A 19,951-nucleotide genomic window follows, 5' to 3' on the forward strand; every position below is an offset into this window, starting at 1 on the left:
TCGGAAATCATGGTCATTCGGCAATCTCCGGGATGAATTGCCCTGAGGCACGCGGCAACTGATGGCGTGTCACGCGATCGCGCATGCGTTGCCGCAGGAACAGGGTGAGCCATGAATCCTCAAACAGCTCGGATTGGTCGCATCGGTCAGCGGTCTGTATCCGACGGCCAAGCGTATTTTTTTTCCCGCTCAGCCCTCGAGGAGCGCCTGCGCGAGCTGTCCCAGTTGACGGACGCCGCCTTCGATGCGGTCGCTCCAGGTATGCCCGGCGCTCAGCCTAAGGCAATTGCGAAAGCGCCGGCTTGCGGAGAAGACGTCACCGGGCGCGAAACAAATGCCTTGTTCGAGCGCTTCGTCGAAAAGCGCGCGCGAGTCAAAGCGCCTTGGCAGTTCCAGCCAGAGCATAAACCCGCCTGCCGGCCGGCTCACTTTCGTGTCGGTCGGGAAGCTTGTCTCGATGGTACGCGTCATGCGCCCGAGGTTCTCTTCGAAGAGGCGCCGGATGCCGCGCAAGTGCGCATCGTAGGCGCCGCTCTCCAAAAAGTCTGCGAGCGCGACCTGAGGCAAGACAGGACTGCAGAGGCTGAACGCTAGCTTGCGTTCCAACACCTGCTGCGCATAGGCGCCCGCTACAACCCAGCCGACCCGATACCCGGGTGCAAGGCTTTTCGAAAATGAACTGCAGTAGATCGTATTGGCGCCGCCGTCGAGCGCGATAAACGGCTTTGGCCGCTCGTGCCCGAAGTGGATGTCACCGTAGACGTCGTCTTCGATCAGCGGCACGGCATGCCGCGCGAGCAGCGCAAGGAGCGCCCGCTTGTCGGCCTCGGCCATTGTGCAGCCTAGCGGGTTGTTGAAATTCGACGACAGCACGCAGGCGGCCACCGGTTCCGTATCGAGCAGGCGGGCGAGCGCGCCGACCTCGATGCCGCGCGCCGGGTCGGTCGGCAGCTCGAATGCCTTCAGGCCAAGCATTTCAAGGGTATGGAGGAGGCCAAAGTAAGTGGGCGATTCGATTGCAATCGAATCGCCCCGCTTGGCGACAGCGGTAAGCGCCAGTGTCAATGCCTCGGTGCAGCCGCTCGTGACGAGCAGGTCGTCGGGCGACAGCGCGTGCCCGAAGCGCATCGCCCGCTTCGCGATTTCGCGGCGCAGGCGCGGGTCGCCTTGCGGTGCGCAATAGACGTTGTAGCGCGTGCCGTGTTGACGTGCGGCACGCGCGAGCGCGAAGTCGAGCCGCTTCGATTGCAGCAACGCCGCATCGGGTACGGCGCAGCCGAGCGGCACCAGCGCCGGATTCGATGCGTGCTCGAGCAGTGCCGCGACGGCTCCGCTGATCGACACGGTCGACGCTTTCGCGCGCGATCGTGAGACCGAAGGTAAGGCGAGCGCACCGCGGCGTGCGGCTGCGACGTAAAAGCCTGACTGCGGCCGCGCAACCAGGATGCCGCGATCTTCGAGCAGGCGATACGCCTGTAGTGCCGTGGAGATACTGATGCGGTGCTGTTCACTGACGGCGCGCACGGATGGAAGACGCGTGCCCGGCGCGAGCGCGCCATTGTCGATCATGCCGGTGATGAGCTCGGCCAACCGCTCGTAGCGGTACGGAGTGGGCGTGTTCATGGAAGCGCTCATAACGGAGTAATCCACGATTATCGATGCGGCGCCCCGGCGCGCCAAGGGGAATTGTGATGGTCCATTCAGAAGAAAATTGTGACTGTTATGGTTGGCCGGCGGGCGCTACGATGCATGCGTTGCGATCGCGTCTGAAGGAGCCCGGATGCCGCGCCGCAGCAAAGCGCCGCGCACGGTAGTGACTGCTATCAGGGCTGTGCTGGAACGTCCGTTTGGCTGCTTGCAACGGATCGTCTGACGAACAATTCACAGCAAATACAAGGCAAAAGCATGCAGGGTATTCAACGGAATGTCGATGAACGACCACAGTCTGGCCTCAGCGAATCGAATCCTCAGGAGTGGCGCGGGAGATTTCCTCGCAACGAGATCATTTCGCTCCTCAACGTGAATCGGCCGTTCAACCTGGCGGAGAGCACGTCGCAGGACCTGACGGTCGGCGAACTCCTGGATCTGGCTGGTCTCGAGCCTATCCGCAATCTGAAGCTCGGCTATGGCACGTCCGCTGGTTCGGTCGCGCTTCGCGAGGCGATTGCCGAGGGCTGCAACGTTCCAGCCGGGCAGATCATCACGACACAAGGTACCGCGCTCGGTCTCTTTCTTCTCGCTTTCGAAGTTTGCCGGTCCGGCGACGAGGCTGTCCTTGCGACACCTTGCTTTCCGCCGAGCCGTGATTGCCTTCTCGGAGCCGGCGTTAGCGTCCGCGAGATCAAGCTCTCGTTCGAGAATGGCTATCGGTTGGACCTGAACCAGATCGACGCAAGTCTGTCGCCGAAAACGAAGCTGGTCAGTATCGCTTCGCCACAAAATCCAGGTGGTATTCAGACCTCTCGTGCCGACATCGAGAAGCTCCTTGTGTTGCTGGAAAGGCGGTCACCGGACGCCATACTTTTCATCGACGAGACCTATCGAGAGGCCACCTATGGCGACAATGCGGTGGTCGACAGTTTCGCGGGACTCGATTCACGTATCGTCACCGGCGCGTCGGTATCGAAGGCGCTCGGTGCGCCGGGCTTGCGGACGGGTTGGCTCACTGTGGCGGACGCGGAGCTTCGCGAGCGTCTGGCCGTCGCCAAAATGAACACCGTGATCTCGGGATCGGTGCTTGACGAGACGCTCGCCACAGCGCTTTTGCGCAACAGGGAAAGTGTGCTCGCATCACGACGCCGGTTGCTCGCCGCTGCTCTTCAGGAACTGGCGCTTTGGTGCGAGAGCGAGCACGGGCGTGTCGAGTGGGTGCGCCCTGACGCCGGCGCGTTGTGCTGCCTGCGCCTGCGCTCCGACGCATTCGACGAAGTTGCTGTCTCGCGTTTCTGGGGGCTGCTACCAGGTCATGACTTGCAGCTGGCATCCGGCACATGGTTTGGCGAAAGCAGCCGTGTATTCCGGCTGGGCTTTGGCTACCTGCCGCCTGCGTGCCTCGGACCCGCACTGTCCGCTCTTTCAATGGCCATGGACGCCGCTACGGCATGACGTGCCGGAATAGCCGGGAAACTTCTCGCGGCTGCCAGAAGCGGCTACAGCCTCCCGCCCGCCGCGGGAGCCGCTCGTGTGGTCGCGCAACAGCGTGCGTGATGAAAGCAGCGTCATCGACGCACAGATGAATCGCCGCGCCGAACTGCAGGCGACCTCAACCATAACTCCTCAACGTGTGGAGCACAGCTATGAAAGTAAGAATCGCCTATCTCGAGGAACCGCCCTTCTACTGGACGGGTGAAGATCAATCGGTGAAGGGGGCCGACATCGAACTGGCCGAGGTGGTGCTTCGGGCGATCGGTGTGTCCTCCATCGAACATCATTTGACTTCGTTCGAAGAACTTCTGCCTGGTGTGCAGGAAGGCCGCTGGGACATGAACGTACCGATTTTCGTTACAGCTGAGCGCGCCGAGCGCGTTGCGTTCAGCGTGCCGGTATGGGCGCTGGGCGACGGATTCCTGCTTCATCATGGCAATCCGAAAGCGCTGACGAGCTACGGGGCCGTCGCGGCGCGGAACGACGCGCGGCTTGGGATCGTCGCCGGGACGGTTCAGTTGGACTCTGCAAAGAGGGCAGGCGTGAGCGATAGCCAGATCGTGGCGTTCAAGAGCCAACCCGACGCGATCGACGCGCTGCTCGCAGGAAAGATCGACGCATACGCGAGCACGGCGGTTGGGAGCCGTGTCCTTGCCAGTGCCAATAAGGAACTGGAGGTGGTTGCGCACGAAAAGAGCAAGGAAGGCAGAGCACCTGCAGGGGCCTTCTCGTTCAGCAAGAGCAATCCAGGCCTTCTGCAGGCGGTGAATGAGCAACTTCGCACGTACCTCGGTTCGGCTGATCACCGTGCCCGCATGGCTAAGTACGGTCTCACTCAGACCGAGCTCGACAGCGTGAGCGCAGCCTGACGGAATGATGCACCAGGCCGCCCCGGTGACGCCCGTGCAACGGCTGTCGCGATACGTTTGGCACGGAATCCATCCGCGTCGACAACGCAACGCGCCGGCCGGGCGGTCTGCCACGCGGACACGAAATCATGATTCAGCCCCAGTCACTCAGGTATTTCGCCGAAGTCGCGCGCACGGGTTCACTAAGACACGCATCGGAGACATTCTTTGTCGCACCCAGCGCGATCAGCAAACAGATCAGCAACCTGGAAAAGGAACTCGGCGCTGCGTTGTTCGACCGTTCGCCGCGTGGCGCGACGCTAACCGCAGCCGGTCAGCTACTGCTCGAATACGTGAACGTCAGCACGCGCCAGGTCGAGCAACTGCATGCTGCGATGGACGACCTGAGCTCATTGCGCCATGGGGTGGTCCGGATTGCGCTGGTTGAAGCCGCCGTACATAGTTTCATGCCCGACCTGATAACAGAGTTTTCGCGTGACTACCCGGGTATTACGGTGTTTCTCGATGTCTGCGGCACCGCACAGATCGTCGACGCGCTGGTGGATCATCGCGCCGAGATTGGAATGGCCTTCAATGTCCTCAACCGCGACGACATCAATCTTCACGGGCGCTCAATCCAGCCTTTGCAAATGATATGCCGGCCGGAGCATCCCCTCGCCAGCCGGAAAGCGGTGTCGATGTCCGAACTGGCCACTGTAAGGGTGGCGTTGCCGACACGGACATTCGGCATTCGCTATCTGATTGAAAAAGCCGCCGAACGGGCGAACATCGCGCTTCAGGTTGCGATTGAAGCGAACTCACTGCAGGTTATCAAGAACCTCGTCAGGCAATCGGATATTGTCAGCTTCATGCCGCCGCTCACCATCGCGCGGGAGACGGCTCACGGATGGTTACGGGCAATACCGCTTGACGAGCGCGATTCCGGGTCGGCGACAATCGACGTGATTACCTTTCGCGGGCGACAATTGTCTGCCGCGGCACAGAGTTTCCTCGACATCCTGATCCGACGTCTCAGGACAACCCGCCAGTTTCCCTGACTGCCACCTGCAGTGTTCTGTTTTGGTGACGGTAGACGTCACTTCGACCACCTTCCCCGAAAAATTTGAATCTCGTCTAATGCATTCATCACGTGGGGTCGAGCCCGAGCACCACGAACCGAGCGAGAGACATGATGAATGTGGGATTGATAGGATGCGGCGCCATTGGCGGCCTGCTGTGCGACCTGCTGAGCCAGTACGCACCCGCCGTCCGTGTCGTGGCTGTCTATGAACGGGACCAACATCGCGAGGGTGCGCGCAGGGCGCTCGGCGCCGGCGTCCGGATTATCGATAGCGTTGACGACCTCCTTGATAGTGATCTCGACCTCGTCGTCGAATGCGCAGGCCACGAGGCTCTACGCAACCTGGGCCCGTCCGTCCTTGCAGCAGGGCACGACCTGCTCGTCGCCTCGGTCGGTGCGTTGGCGGATCGCACGCTCGAGACGCTATTGATCGATACCGCGACCGCCGCAGGGGCGCGTCTGCGCATTCCTTCCGGTGCGCTGGGCGGGCTCGACGCGCTTGGCGCGGCAAAGTTCGCGGGTCTGCGCGAGGTGCGATATGAATCGCACAAGGCGCCGGGCGCCTGGCAGGGCACGCCTGCCGAAGCGCTGGTCGTGCTCGACGACATCGAGAGGCCGACCGCCATCTATGAAGGCACGGCGCGAGATGCGGCGCGCCTCTTTCCGAAGAACGCCAACGTGGCGGCTGCGGTAGCGCTGGCCGGCGTCGGCTTCGATCGGACCACGGTGGTCATGTACGCCGATCCGCTTGCGACCGGCAACACGCACCGGATCAAAGCCGAAGGCGATTTTGGCCACATCGACATCTCTGTCACAGGCAAGACACTCCCGAGCAATCCAAAAACCTCGATGTTGGCGCCGTGTAGTCTCGTGCGTGCGATCGCAGACCTCAACCAGACCCTGGTAGTTGCCTAGCTGGCGAGAACGCCTCCTATTGGCACGTGCACGCGGATTTGAAGTGAACCGCCAGGAATTCAAACAGGAATCATAGATAAGGATACCCAATGAAATATGACGTTGATACGGAAACCCGGCCTACCGACGCTGTGCGTAGTCCCTATGACGGCGCCGTGATAGGTCATATGCCAATTGCGGACGCGGACGCAGTCGAGCGATCGATCGGCCGGGCACAAGCCGCATTCGAGATCATGCGTCAATTGCCTCGATTCGCACGTGCGGATATCCTGCGACGCGCGGCCGACCTGATCGAATCCCGGCGCGATGAGTTCGTGCGCACGATCGCTTCGGAATCAGGAAAACCCTTGTACGATGCGCGAGGCGAGGTTTCGCGTGGCATCTTCAACTTGCGTAACGCGGCTGCCGAAGCGCGGCGCAGTCATGGTGAAGAGGTGCCGCTTGACGTCGATGCGGGAGTTTTCGAATACCAGACGACCGATACAAGCGGCAGCGCTACGGAACTGTCCAGTCTCGATCTCGACAAACTGGCTGACATGCGCCGTCGTGTGGGTCTTGCAAGGCGATTTCCGATAGGCCTCATCCTGGCGATCTCGCCATTCAATTTTCCGCTCAATCTTGTCCTGCACAAAGTCGCGCCGGCGATTGCGGCAGGCAATGTCGTCGTGCTGAAGCCTGCACCACAAACGCCTCTCACCAGCCTCCTGCTTCAGGATGTCATGCGCGATGCGGGCTTGCCCGACGGTGCGCTGGAGGTGTGTCATTGCAGTATTCCGCTTGCGGAGTCGATGGTTCGGGACGACCGCTTCGCAATGGTGACCTTCACGGGAAGTGCCAGCGTCGGCTGGCATATCAAATCGATCGCAGGGCACAAGAAAGTAGCGCTCGAGCTCGGCGGCAACGGCACGGTGATCGTGGCGGAAGACGCGGATCTGGATCTCGCGGCGGCCCGGTGCGTGCGTGGCGGAGTGGTGTTCGGGGGGCAGTATTGCATTGGGGTGCAGCGCGTTCTCGTGCACGAAGATGTACGGGCTCAGTTCGAGGCCAGGCTGCTCGACAAGGTCCGCGCGTGTAAGGTCGGCGATCCGATGGAAGAGGGCATCGACGTGGGTCCGGTTATCGATGAGAAATCGGCTATCCGCATTCAGTGCTGGATAGACGCGGCGCTGACCGGGGGCGCGCGTCTGCTGGCCGGTGGCCCGCGCGTCGGCGCAGTAGTGCGGCCGACCGTACTGGCGGACACCCGGCCGGGAATGCTGGTGGAGGACGAGGAAATCTTCGGACCCGTACTCACGCTTAACAGCTATCGCACATTCGACGAAGCCGTCAAGCGTGCAAACGATTCGCGCTATGGCTTGCAGGGCGGCCTGTTCACGCGAGACCTGCAGCGCGCGTTCCGGGCGCTGGAGAAATGGGATGTCGGCGGACTGATGGTCAATGACGTTCCGATCTATCGCATCGATAACATGCCTTTCGGCGGCTGGAAGGACTCCGGCACCGGCCGTGAGGGCACGCGCTACGCGATGGACGAAATGTCGGAGATCAAGCTGCTCGTGATCAACTATTCGTGAAACCGAGTCGCGCGTTTCGCTGAAGGCCGCGAAACGCGCTTTCCATGCCCTCTGCCAGGATACGACATGTCGACGTCTCCCCTGAACATCCCCTCCTGTGACCTTGAAGATGACGCCCTGACCGGGCGCAGGCTCTATCGCAAGCTCACGTGGCGGTTCGCCCCATTCCTGGGTCTGTGCTTCTTTTCCGCATTTCTGGATCGAGTGAATGTAGGCATTGCCAAGCTGCAGATGCTCGATTCTCTCGGATTTAGCGAAACCGTTTACGGGCTCGGTGCCGGACTGTTCTTCGTTGGCTACATCCTGTTTGAAGTGCCCAGCAACCTGGTACTGCAAAGGGTGGGCGCCCGATTCTGGATCGCGCGCATCATGGTCACATGGGGCGTGCTTTCCGGGTTGACGATGTTCGTGAAGACGCCTGGGCAGTTCTACGTCGTGCGTTTCCTGCTGGGGGTGGCGGAAGCCGGGTTCCTGCCCGGCGCACTGCTTTACCTTACCTACTGGTTTCCCGACGCGCGGCGCAGCCGGATCGTCGCACTCTTCATGGTGGGCTTGCCGCTATCGAGTCTGATCGGCGCGCCGCTTTCAGGCTGGATCCTGTCGCTCTTTGACGGCGTGAATGGCTTGCAAGGCTGGCAGTGGTTGTTCGCGCTGGAAGCGCTGCCTTCCGTGCTGCTCGGCGTGCTCGTCTATATCTTCCTCCCGAAAACATATCAGGACGCGCGTTTTCTCACTGCTGCCGAGCTCACGAAGCTAAGGCAGGACATTGGGACGGATCACGAGGAGAAGAAGGCGCATAGGTTGGGTCAGGCGTTCGCCAATCCGAAAGTATGGGTGGTGGGCTACCTCGATCTCTGCGTACTGCTCTGCTTTTATTCGATAAGTTTCTGGATGCCCACGATGCTGCGCGATGCGGGCATCAGGAGCGCGATCAAGATTGGCGCCCTGATGGCGATCCCCAATGGGTTGGCGGTTGTCATGGTTCTGGCAGCCGGGATCAGTTCTGACTGGTTCCGGGAGCGTCGTTGGCATGTCGCGGTGCCGTTGCTGTTGTCAGCGTTTGGCCTGATCGCAAGCGCTTTTTTCCCTGGCAGCGTTGCCGCTATAGTCATCCTTCTCTCGATGGCAAACGCTGGGGCAGCGGCGGCGATGCCGGTGATCTGGGCGCTTCCGTCGACGTTTCTTCGCGGCACGGCCGCAGCAGCCGGTATTGCATTCGCGTGCTCGATTGCCAACCTTGGAGGCTTCGCGAGTACCTATTTTCTTGGCTGGCTAAAAGATCAAACACATAGCGTGGGCGCGGGCGTCATCACGTTTGGCATCTGCCTGCTCCTGGGTTGCCTGCTGGCGCTGGCGATGCCGAAGCGGATCGTCAACCGGTGAGCGCATGCCGTTGTCGGCCAGGCCGACAATGCGCCTGGGCTACTGTCCGCAGCCGTACGGGTGGAAGTGTCCACAGAAGCGCTCGTTCGTGACCGAAGAGTTCGGCAATTATCGAGTCGGCGCCCGCGGCCCGCCGGGCGAAATTGTGATGGTCGAATAGGCGAAAAATTGTGACTGTTACGGTTGTGCCGCACACGCTACGATACATGTGTTCCATTTGCATCTGAAGAATGCCCAGATGCCCACGGTAGTCAGACGAGGCGAACATGAAGCGATCCTATCAAGTAGTTGACGTCTTCACCAACCGGCCGCTTCTGGGCAATCCGGTGGCCGTGGTATTGGACGCCGAGGGCCTGACCACCGACGCGATGCAAGCTGTCGCGAACTGGACTAACCTTTCGGAGACCACGTTTGTCCTTCCGCCTACGACAGCCGAGGCCGACTATCGTTTGAGGATCTTCACGCCGCGTAATGAGCTTCCCTTCGCTGGACATCCGACCCTTGGTAGTGCTCACGCCGTCGCGGAAACTGGGCGCGTCATACCTCGCGGAAGCGGTCGATTGATTCAACAATGCGGCATTGGCCTCGTTGAAGTGACGATCGAAGAGCGAGGCGGAGACCGCCAGCTCACGTTCGACCTGCCGCCTGCGAAGTTAGAACCGCTGCACGCGGCGGATGTGGCGGAGCTGGAGCTTATCCTCGGGTGCAAAGTGGACCGCAAGACTACGCCAGCTATCGTGAATGTTGGCGCCATCTGGATGGTGGTGCATCTGAACGATGCTGCTTCCGTACTAAACCTTCGGCCGGATTTCGTGAGATTGGCGAATCTCGAGCGCCGCCTCGGCGTCACGGGCCTGACTGTATTCGGCACTCGCGAGCACGGAGACCGCGCGGCAATAGAAGTGCGTACCTTCGCGCCGTCCTGTGGGGTGGCGGAGGATCCTGTCTGCGGAAGCGGCAACGGCAGTGTGGCTGCCTTCCAGTGGCAACGCGGCCTGTTGCCACCCGGCGGTACAGATTACGTGGCTGCTCAGGGACGGTGCGTCGGTCGAGATGGACGGGTAAAGGTAAGCGTCGATGCGAACGGAAATGTACGCGTGGGCGGTTCTTGCGTCACATCGGTGGAGGGCTCGCTTATGCTCTAGACAGGGACTGGGCGAGAGACGCGCTGATACTGGTTGCGCGTTGGTTTCCGACATTTTCCGCATTCGAAAGATAAGACGCAGGTGTTCCGAAATGAATTCCGCATTCTCCATTGACTCATCGCCCGGCTTTATCCCGATCACCAATCCCTTCGATGGCGTCGAAGTCGGCACGGTCGTGAACATTCCGCCAGAAGGCGCGCAGGTGCTGATCCAGACCGCGAAGGATGGCGCGCGCGTTTGCCGTGACCTGTCACGTCACGAACGGGCTCGCGTGCTCGAGACCTGCGCATCGCTCGTGGAGCGTGACAAGGACGCGTTTGCCGATCTCATCGTTGCGGAAGCAGGTAAGACGGTCAAGCAGGCCAGGAAGGAAGTGCTGCGCTGCGTGAACACGCTCAAGCTATCCGCCGATGAGGCGCGTCGAAACGCCGGTGAGGTCGTGCCGTTCGACGCGTTTGGTGGATCGGAAAACCGGCAGGGATGGTTCACTCGAGAACCTCTCGGCATCATCGTCGCCATCACGCCGTATAACGATCCACTCAACCTGGTCGCGCACAAGCTCGGACCGGCAATTGCTGGCGGCAATGCCGTGGTTCTCAAGCCATCCGAACTCACGCCGCTTTCGGCGATCAAGCTCGTTGGATATCTGGTGGCGGCCGGGATGCCATCGAACGTCGTATCGGTCGCGACCGGTGGCGCAGCGCTCGGCGAAGCACTCGTCTCATCCCGGGACGTCAGAATGGTTTCCTTTACCGGTGGATTCGTAACCGGAGAGAGAATAGCCCGGTCCGCGGGCCTCAAAAAGCTTGCGATGGATTTGGGAGGTAACGCACCCGTCATCGTTCTGGGTGACTGCGACCTCGAGGATGCCGTTGATTCGTGCGTGTCTGGCGCATACTGGGCCGCGGGCCAGAACTGTATCGGCACGCAACGCATTCTGATCCAGTCGTCCATCTATGATGCGTTCAGGAAGCGTTTCGTTGCCGGCACCAAAGCGCTCAGGACGGGCAATCCCGCGTTGCCTGACACGGACGTTGGACCAATGATCACAGCTGAGTCAGCGGCTCGCACGAAACGCGTGGTGGATGCCGCGATCAGTCAGGGAGCCAGACTGCTGTGCGGCAATACTCAGGACGGTTCACTTTACGCTCCGACGGTACTTGAGGACGTCAGCTTCGAATGCGATCTGTGGAGGCAGGAAGTATTCAGCCCGGTTGCCGTGCTTCAGCGGATTGAGACACTGGATGACGCACTTTCGCTCGCCAACAGTCCCGAATACAGTCTGCATGCCGGCATCTTCACAAGCGATCTGCATGCCGCGCTTAAGGCGGCTGACAAGCTGGAGGCCGGCGGGGTCATGATCAACGACTCGTCGGACCACAGATTCGATGCCATGCCGTTCGGGGGATTCAAGTACGGAAGCCTCGGCCGCGAAGGTGTCAGATTCGCGTACGAGGAAATGACTCAACCGAAGGTCGTGTGCATCAGGAAGGCGGTACATGGAAACCAGGAACATTCAGTAACGGCCCAATAAGGACGAGCCGGCAAGCCTCTCTTTCGCCAGTCAGGCGGTGCATGCCGGGAACGTCACCGACACCACGACGGGCGCGCTCCGTACGCCGATCGTGATGGCTAACTCGTACCAATTGCCAGGTGACCCGTCTTCACTCGACTGGTCGGATTCTCAAACGCTGTTCTATACCCGCAATTCTAGCCACAATCAGCTTTGCCTCGAGCGCAAGCTTGCCGCGATGGAGCGCGGTGAGGATGCAGCCGTTTTCAGCACGGGTGTTGCTGCGTTGCATTCGATATTCTTCACCTTTCTGAAAAGCGGTCTCGATCGACACAACGTTCACGCCCCCGCCGATGTTTCGAGGCCTTGAACATGACGCCGATCTCGTTGTTCATGGGCTGACGAAGTACATCAACGGGCATGGTGATGCGATGGGCGGAGCCGTGATCGGGCGCACGATGCGCTTGTTGATGTGGGTGGTTCAATATTTCACTTGCCGACTGAAACGGAAGTCGCCCGCGCAAGCGCCATTGCCTGCTCGCGTGCAGCCTCTCTTGCCGCGTAATCGACTTCGGGACCAAGGAGTGTTTTCTCGACGACAATCGATCTAACGTGGGTCACGCCGACGGATCGCAACCACGCTTCCATGAACGGCCGCTGAAAATCGAACGAATGGGCGGGTGTGCTCGAGCCCACTGAATAGTCAAGACCTCTCGCATAAATGACGACCGCTGTCTTGTCTTTCAGCAAGCCCTGTAGCCCACGCTCGTCGAACGAGAACAAGATGCCGCGCTGCGACACGACGTCGATGAAATGCTTGAGCTTGTAGGGAATGGAAAAATTCCATAGCGGCACGGAGAACAGCAACGTATCCGCGTCGTGCAATCGCTGCGCGAGTTCCCGAATGCTCGTCCACGCCTGCTGCTGGTCTTCGCTGAGCGGTGTGCCGCTCAGGTCCGCATATTTGGCGTCGAGCGCGTCGCCGTCGAACTCCGGCATCCCGACCGACCACAGATCGAGCACGTCGATCCGATGATCCGGATGAGCGTCGCGATAAGCGTCCAGATAAGCGCGTGCGACGTCGAGCGATGCAGACCGCTTCTTACGTGGCGACGATTCGATATGCAGCAAGGCAGGCATGGGACTACTCCAGGTGTGTTGAGAGCCCCCATCACAACATATTTCGATTCAAAATATAAACGAAGTATCATCGCCATATTCAGTTAGATTCGCACTATATGAGCAAGGACTCGCCATGTTCGATACCGTCCTGCTGCGATCTTTCGTGGCCGTGGTCCAGGAGGGTGGCTTCACGCTCGCCGCCGCCCGACTCAATCTGACGCAGTCTGCCGTTAGCGCGCATCTGCGGCGCCTGGAAAAACAGATCGGCCGCGATCTGCTCGCGCGCACCACGCGCTCGGTCACGCTCACGGCGGACGGCGAACTGCTGCTGGGTTACGCGCGGGCGATCCTCGCACTCAATCATGATGCGCAGGCGCAGCTCTCGCGCGCACCGAGCGAGGGCGCGATCCGTGTCGGCCTATCCGAGGACCTTGCCAACGTCAGGCTGATGAACGTCATGCAGACGTTCGCGGTGCGCTACCCGCGCATCGCGTTTAGCGTCAGAGTCGGCATTCCTACCGAACTGCTGCACGCGATGGATCAGGCAGAACTGGACATGGTGATCGGCGGTCGCTGCGAAGGCGCCCGTTCCGGACGCGTGCTCTGGCGCGAGCCATTAGTGTGGGCTGGCGCGGAATGGGCGTCGCTTACACCGGGCGCTCCGGTGCCGCTGGCGGTGCTGCCGGAACCGTGCCCGTATCGTGAGGCTGCACTGGCCGCGCTCGCCCGCGCTGGCATCGACTACCGGATTGCGCTGGTGTGCTCGAGCGGCGCTGGTTTGTGTGCCGCAGCGCAGGCCGGCTTTGCGGTGACGCCGGTCGCGCAGACACAACTCGTGCACGGCTTGCACGTAGTCTCGCCGGATGCCGGCTTGCCTTCACTGCCCGATGTCGAGTTCACGATTTTCACTGCGGCGGGTGCAGCCGCGCCCGTCGCGGACGAACTGGGAAACGCTATCGCGCTGGCATTCGCGAACAAGGGATGACGCAGAGCGAGCGCCAGGTGATCTGCGGAAGACAGAGAACCAAGACTTCGCTCGGCCCACGTTAACCCATGAATCATGGGCCCGCGATCCGATTTGTTCCGCGCGCGAAAAATAGTTTGTCCATGGCGGGTATTTGCTCGAGGCACAAATACACCTAGATTAGGCACGCATCGGAGCCGCCGGCCCGGTGGGCAACAGAGCCCAATCCAAATTTCGAGGTGTGAATGAGCGCGTCGCAAAAGGTCGTAGTCGTTACGGGTGCATCGCAAGGTATGGGTGCAGAGACCGTCAAAGCATTCCGCAAGCTTGACTATCGCATCGTCGCAACGGCACGCAGCATCAAGCCGTCCGACGACCCCGGCATCCTGGCGGTGGCGGGTGACATCGCTGATCCGGCGACGGCGCATCGCGTCATTACGGAAGGCGTGGCGCGCTTCGGCCGCATTGACACGCTGATCAACAACGCCGGTATCTTCATCGCAAAGCCGTTCACCGGCTATACCGCGGAAGATTACGCTGCGGTGACGGGCGTGAATCTGAACGGTTTCTTCTATATCACGCAGCTGGCGATTGCTGAAATGGAGAAGAACAAAAGCGGCCACGTGGTCAGCATCACGACCAGTCTGGTTGACCACGCCATCGACGGTGTGCCGTCGGTGCTGGCATCGCTGACGAAAGGCGGTCTGAACGCGGCCACGAAGTCGCTCGCCATTGAATACGCGAAGCGCGGCATCCGCGCGAACGCGGTTGCACCCGGTATCATGAAGTCGCCGATGCATGCGCCCGAAACGCACGCGGCGCTCGGCGCACTCCACCCGATGGGCCACATGGGCGAGATGAGCGATATCGTGAACGCGATCCTGTATCTGGATGCGGCGCCGTTCGTGACCGGCGAAATCCTGCACGTGGACGGCGGTCAGAGCGCTGGGCACTAAAGCATCATCGGGCGCTGCGGGTTGCGCCTGTTAACTGACTTATCGATAAGGAGTTGGCAATGTCGATCGAAAATGTTCTCTACCGTGCTCACGCAGAGGTTACTGGAGGCCGCGAAGGGCGCGCCGTGGCGTCTGAGAGTGGACTGGACCTGAAGCTGACGAGGCCGAAGGGATTGGGTGGAAAGGGCGAGAAAGGTACAAACCCCGAAGAGCTTTTTGCGGCCGGTTATAGCGCATGCTTTATCGGTGCGATGCAATTCGTCGCTGCGCGCGACAAAATTGCTATCCCTGCCGATGTGTCGGTGAACGGAATCGTAGGCATCGGACCCATTCCCAATGGCTTCGGCATCGAAGTCGAGTTGAAGATATCGTTGCCGGGCATGGCACGCGAAGCGGCTCAGGACTTCATAGAGAGGGCCCATATTGTGTGCCCTTATTCGAACGCAACGCGGAACAACATAGACGTGACGCTTACGCTCGTCTAAGCCGCAATTCTGTTCGGTGATCTGCGGGTCGCCCTGGTGATTGACGACCTGCAGGACCGTTGCTTCCGGTGCACCTCGCGCCGGGCAGTCTTGAGTCGAGGTGCAACGTCTCTAAAGAGAAAAACCGGGCGCAATTGCCCTACGTATAGCAACGCGCGCGATTGCCTTGCATTTCGTAGACGAGCGGTCTAATATCGGTGGCATGGATACGCATACCGCACCGCGCCGTAGAGGGCGTCCACCGAAAGAACTTGCAGGCTTTAGCGAAACCCGAGAGCTTCTCGTGCGCGCTGGAGTCGTTGCGCTTACGGAAAAAGGCTTCTCTGCAACTGGACTTGACGAAATCTTGCGTAGCGTGAACGTGCCAAAGGGCTCGTTCTACCATTACTTTGGAAGCAAGGAAGCGTTCGGCCTCGAATTGATCGACCGCTACGCGATGTATTTCGCGAGAAAGCTTGATCAGTTCCTCACGGACGAATCTAAATCGCCCCTGAAGCGCTTCCAGGATTTCGTCTCAGATGCCGAGGCGGGGATGGACCGTTACGGCTTTCGACGTGGGTGTCTCGTGGGCAATCTCGGGCAGGAAATGGCTGTACTCCCGGAAAGTCATTGCGTGCGGCTGCGTGAGGTTTTTGCCGATTGGGAAGCCCGCACGGCGAGGTGCCTGTTGGAAGCGCAGGCAGCGGGCGAGATTGCGGAAGGGGCCGATTGCTCGCAACTTGCCGCATTTTTCTGGATAGGCTGGGAGGGCGCGGTGTTGAGGGCGAAGCTCGAGGGCGGCCCTGAAGCATTGCGCACTTTTGCGAACGTTTTTTTCGCTGCGCTCGGTTAGGCCGCTTTTTTTTCTGTTTTTATAGACGATCGGTCTAATTTAGGCAGGCAGCGCTGGAAACCGCTCGCATGGACAAACAGGATGCAAATGCAAAGTACGACATTTGACTTTATTGTGATTGGCGCCGGTTCCGCAGGCAGCCTGCTCGCGAATCGTCTGAGCGCCGACAAAACCAGGAATGTTCTTCTGGTCGAGGCGGGCGGCACCGATGATTACATGTGGATCCATATCCCCGTCGGCTATTTATATTGCGTCGACAATCCGCGCACGGACTGGCAATTCCGCACTGAGCCGGACAAAGGCCTCAATGGCCGACAGATTCTTTATCCACGTGGCAAAACGTTGGGCGGATGTTCCAGTATCAACGGGATGATCTACATGCGTGGCCAGGCTCGGGATTACGATCATTGGGCCGACCTGACGGGCGATCCGGAATGGAAATGGAACAACTCGTTGAAGGACTTCAAGGCTCACGAAGACTTCTACAAACTCGATCCGAAACAACGTGAACTGCTGAACAGCAATGTCGACGCGATCGCAAAGGCTCACGGAAGCGGCGGCGAGTGGCGTGTCGAGAAGCAGCGTCTCAAGTGGGAAATTCTTGATGCGTTCGCCAAAGCGGCGGAGCAGGCGGGCATTCCTATCATCGACGATTTCAACACCGGTGATAATTTCGGCGTCAGCTACTTTGACGTCACGCAGAAAGACGGCTGGCGCTGGAATACTTCGAAGGCGTTCCTGCGTCCGATCAAACACAGGTCGAATCTCACGACGTGGACCCACTCCCATGTGAAGAAGCTCAGGATCGACCGTGACAAAAACGGTGTGCTGCGTTGCACCGGCGCGGACATTATTCGCAATGGCGAGCTTGTGTCGGTGAGCGCAGCTCGCGAAGTCGTGCTCAGCGCTGGTGCGATCGGTTCGCCGCATATTCTGCAGCATTCGGGTATTGGGCCGGCGTCTCTGTTGAAAAAGCACGGCGTCGATATTGTCCAACACACACCGGGCGTCGGTGCGAACTTGCAGGATCACCTTCAGATTCGCGCGGTCTACAAGGTCGAAAACTGCGAGACACTGAACGTCCTCGCGTCGAACATGTTCGGCAAGGCGAAGATCGGCCTCGAATATGCGTTGCACCGCTCGGGTCCGATGAGCATGGCGCCCTCTCAGCTCGGGGCCTTTACCCGGAGCGATCCGTCAAGAAAGCACGCGAATATCGAGTATCACGTGCAGCCGCTCAGTCTCGACGCTTTCGGGCAGCCGCTGCACACATTCCCCGCGTTCACCGCCAGTGTCGCCAATGTGAACCCGACAAGCCGGGGCACGGTGCACATCAGGAGCGGCAACTTTGAGGATGCGCCGGCCATTGCGCCGAATTACCTCAGCACGGAAGACGATCGAAAAGTCGCCGTCGACAGCCTCCGCTTGACGAGACATATCGCGAGCCAGGCGGCCCTCGCGAAATACAGGCCGCAAGAGTACAAACCGGGCCCGCAGTACGAATCGGATGCTGAACTCACGAAACTGGCCGGTGACATCGCCACCACGATCTTCCACCCCGTGGGCACTGTGCAGATGGGCACGCTCGCGGATCCGAACGTTGTTGTCGACAGCCATCTTCGCGTGCGCGGCGTCGCGGGTCTTCGGGTGGTGGACGCGAGCGTGATGCCCACGATCACCAGCGGCAATACGAGCTCTCCCACGATGATGATCGCCGAGAAAGCTTCGCACTGGATTCAGCAAGGCGTTTGACTTTACCCAACCAGGAATTGGCCATGACTGAGAACAAAACCGGGGTGAAGAAGCGCTTGCCCCTTGAAGGAATCACGGTGATCGATTTCTCGCGTGTGTTGTCGGGACCGTATTGCGCGATGACGCTTGCTGACCTCGGAGCACGCGTCATCAAGATAGAGCGTGTGGGCACGGGAGACGATACTCGGGCGTTCGGTCCGTTCGTCGACGACGAATCGGCGTACTTCATGTGCTTCAACCGCGGAAAGGAGAGCATTGCGCTCGACTTCAAGTCCCCGCGTGACCGCGAACTTCTCGGCCGCTTGCTGGACAAGGCCGATGTGGTGGTCGAGAACTTCCGGCCCGGCGTGATGGAGCGGCTCGGCTACGGCGCAGAGCAATTGGCAAGGACGCATCCGCACATCGTCTATGCATCGATTTCGGGCTTTGGCCACACCGGCCCGTTCAAGGATCTGCCAGGTTACGACACCGTAGTACAGGCCATGGGCGGCGTCATGAGTCTGACGGGGTGGCCGGACACTCAGCCGGCACGTGTTGGCACCGCCTTCGGTGACCTCGGTGCAGCACTATTCGCCGTGATAGGCATCCTGGCGGGGCTCTACAAGCGCTCCAGAGATGCACAAGGCACGCACGTAGACATCGCGATGCTGGATTGCCAGGCCGCGTTGATGGAAACGGCGTTCGCCAGGTTTGACGTCGAAAAGAAGGTGCCTACGAGGACTGGCGACGCCCACCCGTCGCTCGCGCCGTTCGAAAGCTTTGCTGCCCAGGATGGTCGATTCATCATCGCCGCAGGCAACGATCAACTCTTTCTTTTGATGGCGGACGCCTTGGGCGTGCCGGAAGTGGCCTTCGCCCCGCTGTTCCTGACGAACGATCTCCGCGTGCAAAACCGGCCCGCCATGATCGAGGCCATTGAGCGGGTAACCCGCTCGGCACCGGTCAGCGTTTGGCTCGACAAGCTGAACGAGGCTGGCGTGCCCTGTGCCCCGATCAACACGATCGACAAGGTCATCGATCATCCGCAACTGCACGCGCGCAACATGTTCATCCATGTCCAGGGTAAGTCCGAGCGGAAAGTGAAAACAGCCGGTAATCCGATCAAGATGAGCACCTCACCCGATGAGGACGTCACGGTGGTCAGGCGAGCGCCAGAAGTGGACGAGCATCGCGAAGCGATTCTGGCCGAGTTGATGGCTTCGTCGGGCGCGTACGCGTCGCAGGCTGATTCCGAAGCAGGCGTCGATGAGACGAAGCGCTCCTCAAGCCTTGCGGCATGACGCCGCAATTTTCAACTGACAGGTGAACATATGAAGACCGACGTTTCAGCAGTGCAGGAAGCATCCGCCAAGCAAACCAGGATGCAAGTGATCGAACCGAATGTGGGACCCGCTGCCGCGGGCGCGAATGCAGATGCCGTCGGCGCCGTGTCGGAAAACGGTGTGTACGAAACCATCAAGATCGATCGAAGGGAGCGTATCGGCCTGATTACGCTCTATCGTCCGAAGAACCTGAACGCGCTCAATGTTCAGATGTCGCGCGAGGTGCTCGCGGCGCTGACGACATTTGATCAGGACGATGGAATCGGCGCGATAGTCATCACAGGCAATGCGCGCGCATTTGCAGCCGGGGCGGACATCGAGGAAATGGTCGACAAGTCCTTCGCCGACTGGCACGCGAAAGACCTGTTCGCCGAATGGGATCGCATTCGAACCATTTCGAAGCCGGTGATCGCGGCTGTTGGCGGCTATGCACTCGGCGGCGGCTGCGAGTTGGCGATGGCCTGCGATTTCATCATTGCGGCCCATGATGCCCAATTCGGCCAACCGGAGATCAAGCTCGGGATTCCGCCTGGTATTGGCGGTTCGCAGCGCTTGACGCGTGCAGTCGGAAAGTCGCTTGCGATGGATCTGATTCTTACTGGCCGGAATCTGGCCGCTGATGAGGCATTCGCAGCCGGCCTCGTTGCGCGCGTTGTTCCGTCGTCCGACTTATTGCAGACTGCGCTCGAGACAGCGCATACCATAGCCGGTTACAACCTGCCGGCCGTACGGCTTGCCAAGGAGGCGGTCAATCGCGCGTTCGAGACGCCGCTGAGCGAGGGTGTGTTGCACGAGCGTCGACTTTTTCAGGCCGCCTTCGCGACCGAAGGTCAAAAGGAAGGCATGCACGCGTTCCTGGCCAAGCGCGCTCCTGTGTTCCGCCATCGATAGGCCACGACTTATCGTCAGCAATGGGCA

At 60.2% G+C, this 19,951-nt stretch carries 18 protein-coding genes and 1 pseudogene; 17 read left to right on the forward strand and 2 right to left on the reverse strand.

The window, feature by feature from the left end; all coding sequences use genetic code 11:
• Nucleotides 1-189: 189 nt before the first annotated feature.
• Complete coding sequence (locus PQR42_RS13150) at nt 190-1,623, reverse strand: aminotransferase-like domain-containing protein (RefSeq protein WP_408204186.1); 1,434 nt, start codon at nt 1,621-1,623, stop codon at nt 190-192.
• A 282-nt stretch (nt 1,624-1,905) separates the two neighbouring features.
• Here PQR42_RS13150 and PQR42_RS13155 point away from each other — a divergent pair, with 282 nt between their 5' ends.
• From PQR42_RS13155 to PQR42_RS13200, 10 genes and pseudogenes are all read left to right on the forward strand, one after another.
• Nucleotides 1,906-3,105, forward strand: coding sequence for a pyridoxal phosphate-dependent aminotransferase (locus tag PQR42_RS13155; RefSeq protein ID WP_408384386.1), 1,200 nt, complete (start codon nt 1,906-1,908; stop codon nt 3,103-3,105).
• A 191-nt stretch (nt 3,106-3,296) separates the two neighbouring features.
• Nucleotides 3,297-4,013, forward strand: a complete 717-nt coding sequence (locus PQR42_RS13160; protein WP_408384385.1) for a transporter substrate-binding domain-containing protein — start codon at nt 3,297-3,299, stop codon at nt 4,011-4,013.
• Nucleotides 4,014-4,141: 128 nt separating this feature from the next.
• Nucleotides 4,142-5,050 carry a LysR family transcriptional regulator gene (locus PQR42_RS13165; protein WP_408204192.1) on the forward strand — a complete coding sequence of 303 codons (909 nt, stop codon included), beginning with the start codon at nt 4,142-4,144 and terminating at the stop codon, nt 5,048-5,050.
• Between the two features lie 131 nt (nt 5,051-5,181).
• Nucleotides 5,182-5,988 carry an aspartate dehydrogenase gene (locus tag PQR42_RS13170; RefSeq protein ID WP_408204194.1) on the forward strand — a complete coding sequence of 269 codons (807 nt, stop codon included), beginning with the start codon at nt 5,182-5,184 and terminating at the stop codon, nt 5,986-5,988.
• Nucleotides 5,989-6,077: 89 nt separating this feature from the next.
• On the forward strand, nt 6,078-7,559 hold the full coding sequence (locus PQR42_RS13175; protein ID WP_408204196.1) for an aldehyde dehydrogenase family protein: 1,482 nt from the start codon (nt 6,078-6,080) through the stop codon (nt 7,557-7,559).
• 66 nt (nt 7,560-7,625) lie between these two features.
• Nucleotides 7,626-8,942 (forward strand): MFS transporter, encoded by a 1,317-nt coding sequence (locus PQR42_RS13180; RefSeq protein ID WP_408384383.1) that lies wholly within the window; start codon nt 7,626-7,628, stop codon nt 8,940-8,942.
• Between the two features lie 266 nt (nt 8,943-9,208).
• Entirely contained in the window at nt 9,209-10,087 is an 879-nt protein-coding gene (locus PQR42_RS13185; RefSeq protein ID WP_408204200.1) for a PhzF family phenazine biosynthesis protein, read from the forward strand.
• Nucleotides 10,088-10,178: 91 nt separating this feature from the next.
• A complete protein-coding gene (locus PQR42_RS13190) occupies nt 10,179-11,621 on the forward strand; it encodes an aldehyde dehydrogenase family protein (protein ID WP_408384381.1) in 1,443 nt (480 codons plus the stop codon).
• A gap of 37 nt (nt 11,622-11,658) precedes the next feature.
• A complete protein-coding gene (locus tag PQR42_RS13195) occupies nt 11,659-11,970 on the forward strand; it encodes a PLP-dependent transferase (protein WP_408384379.1) in 312 nt (103 codons plus the stop codon).
• Nucleotides 11,954-11,998 (forward strand): annotated as a pseudogene (locus tag PQR42_RS13200) (hypothetical protein); the annotation flags it as partial. The gene PQR42_RS13195 and the pseudogene PQR42_RS13200, both read left to right, overlap by 17 nt.
• A gap of 91 nt (nt 11,999-12,089) precedes the next feature.
• Here PQR42_RS13200 and PQR42_RS13205 read toward each other — a convergent pair.
• Complete coding sequence (locus PQR42_RS13205) at nt 12,090-12,740, reverse strand: FMN-dependent NADH-azoreductase (RefSeq protein WP_408384377.1); 651 nt, start codon at nt 12,738-12,740, stop codon at nt 12,090-12,092.
• A gap of 115 nt (nt 12,741-12,855) precedes the next feature.
• Between PQR42_RS13205 and PQR42_RS13210 the strand changes: the two genes are divergently transcribed.
• The 7 genes from PQR42_RS13210 to PQR42_RS13240 all read left to right on the forward strand — a co-directional run bounded on the left by PQR42_RS13210 (nt 12,856) and on the right by PQR42_RS13240 (nt 19,924).
• Nucleotides 12,856-13,707 carry a LysR substrate-binding domain-containing protein gene (locus PQR42_RS13210; RefSeq protein ID WP_408204208.1) on the forward strand — a complete coding sequence of 284 codons (852 nt, stop codon included), beginning with the start codon at nt 12,856-12,858 and terminating at the stop codon, nt 13,705-13,707.
• Between the two features lie 224 nt (nt 13,708-13,931).
• Nucleotides 13,932-14,642: an SDR family NAD(P)-dependent oxidoreductase gene (locus tag PQR42_RS13215; RefSeq protein WP_408204210.1), complete on the forward strand. Its 711-nt coding sequence runs from the start codon at nt 13,932-13,934 to the stop codon at nt 14,640-14,642.
• Nucleotides 14,643-14,701: 59 nt separating this feature from the next.
• Nucleotides 14,702-15,127 carry an organic hydroperoxide resistance protein gene (locus tag PQR42_RS13220; RefSeq protein WP_408384375.1) on the forward strand — a complete coding sequence of 142 codons (426 nt, stop codon included), beginning with the start codon at nt 14,702-14,704 and terminating at the stop codon, nt 15,125-15,127.
• Nucleotides 15,128-15,329: 202 nt separating this feature from the next.
• Nucleotides 15,330-15,959 carry an acrylate utilization transcriptional regulator AcuR gene (acuR, locus tag PQR42_RS13225; protein WP_408384373.1) on the forward strand — a complete coding sequence of 210 codons (630 nt, stop codon included), beginning with the start codon at nt 15,330-15,332 and terminating at the stop codon, nt 15,957-15,959.
• An 87-nt stretch (nt 15,960-16,046) separates the two neighbouring features.
• Nucleotides 16,047-17,711, forward strand: coding sequence for a GMC family oxidoreductase (locus tag PQR42_RS13230; RefSeq protein WP_408384621.1), 1,665 nt, complete (start codon nt 16,047-16,049; stop codon nt 17,709-17,711).
• A 23-nt stretch (nt 17,712-17,734) separates the two neighbouring features.
• Complete coding sequence (locus tag PQR42_RS13235; RefSeq protein WP_408384370.1) at nt 17,735-18,991, forward strand: CaiB/BaiF CoA transferase family protein; 1,257 nt, start codon at nt 17,735-17,737, stop codon at nt 18,989-18,991.
• A gap of 30 nt (nt 18,992-19,021) precedes the next feature.
• Nucleotides 19,022-19,924, forward strand: a complete 903-nt coding sequence (locus PQR42_RS13240) for an enoyl-CoA hydratase-related protein (RefSeq protein WP_408384368.1) — start codon at nt 19,022-19,024, stop codon at nt 19,922-19,924.
• The last annotated feature ends 27 nt before the right edge of the window (nt 19,925-19,951 follow it).

The sequence above is a fragment of the Paraburkholderia sediminicola genome (assembly GCF_046027355.1).
Taxonomy (GTDB): domain Bacteria; phylum Pseudomonadota; class Gammaproteobacteria; order Burkholderiales; family Burkholderiaceae; genus Paraburkholderia; species Paraburkholderia sediminicola_B.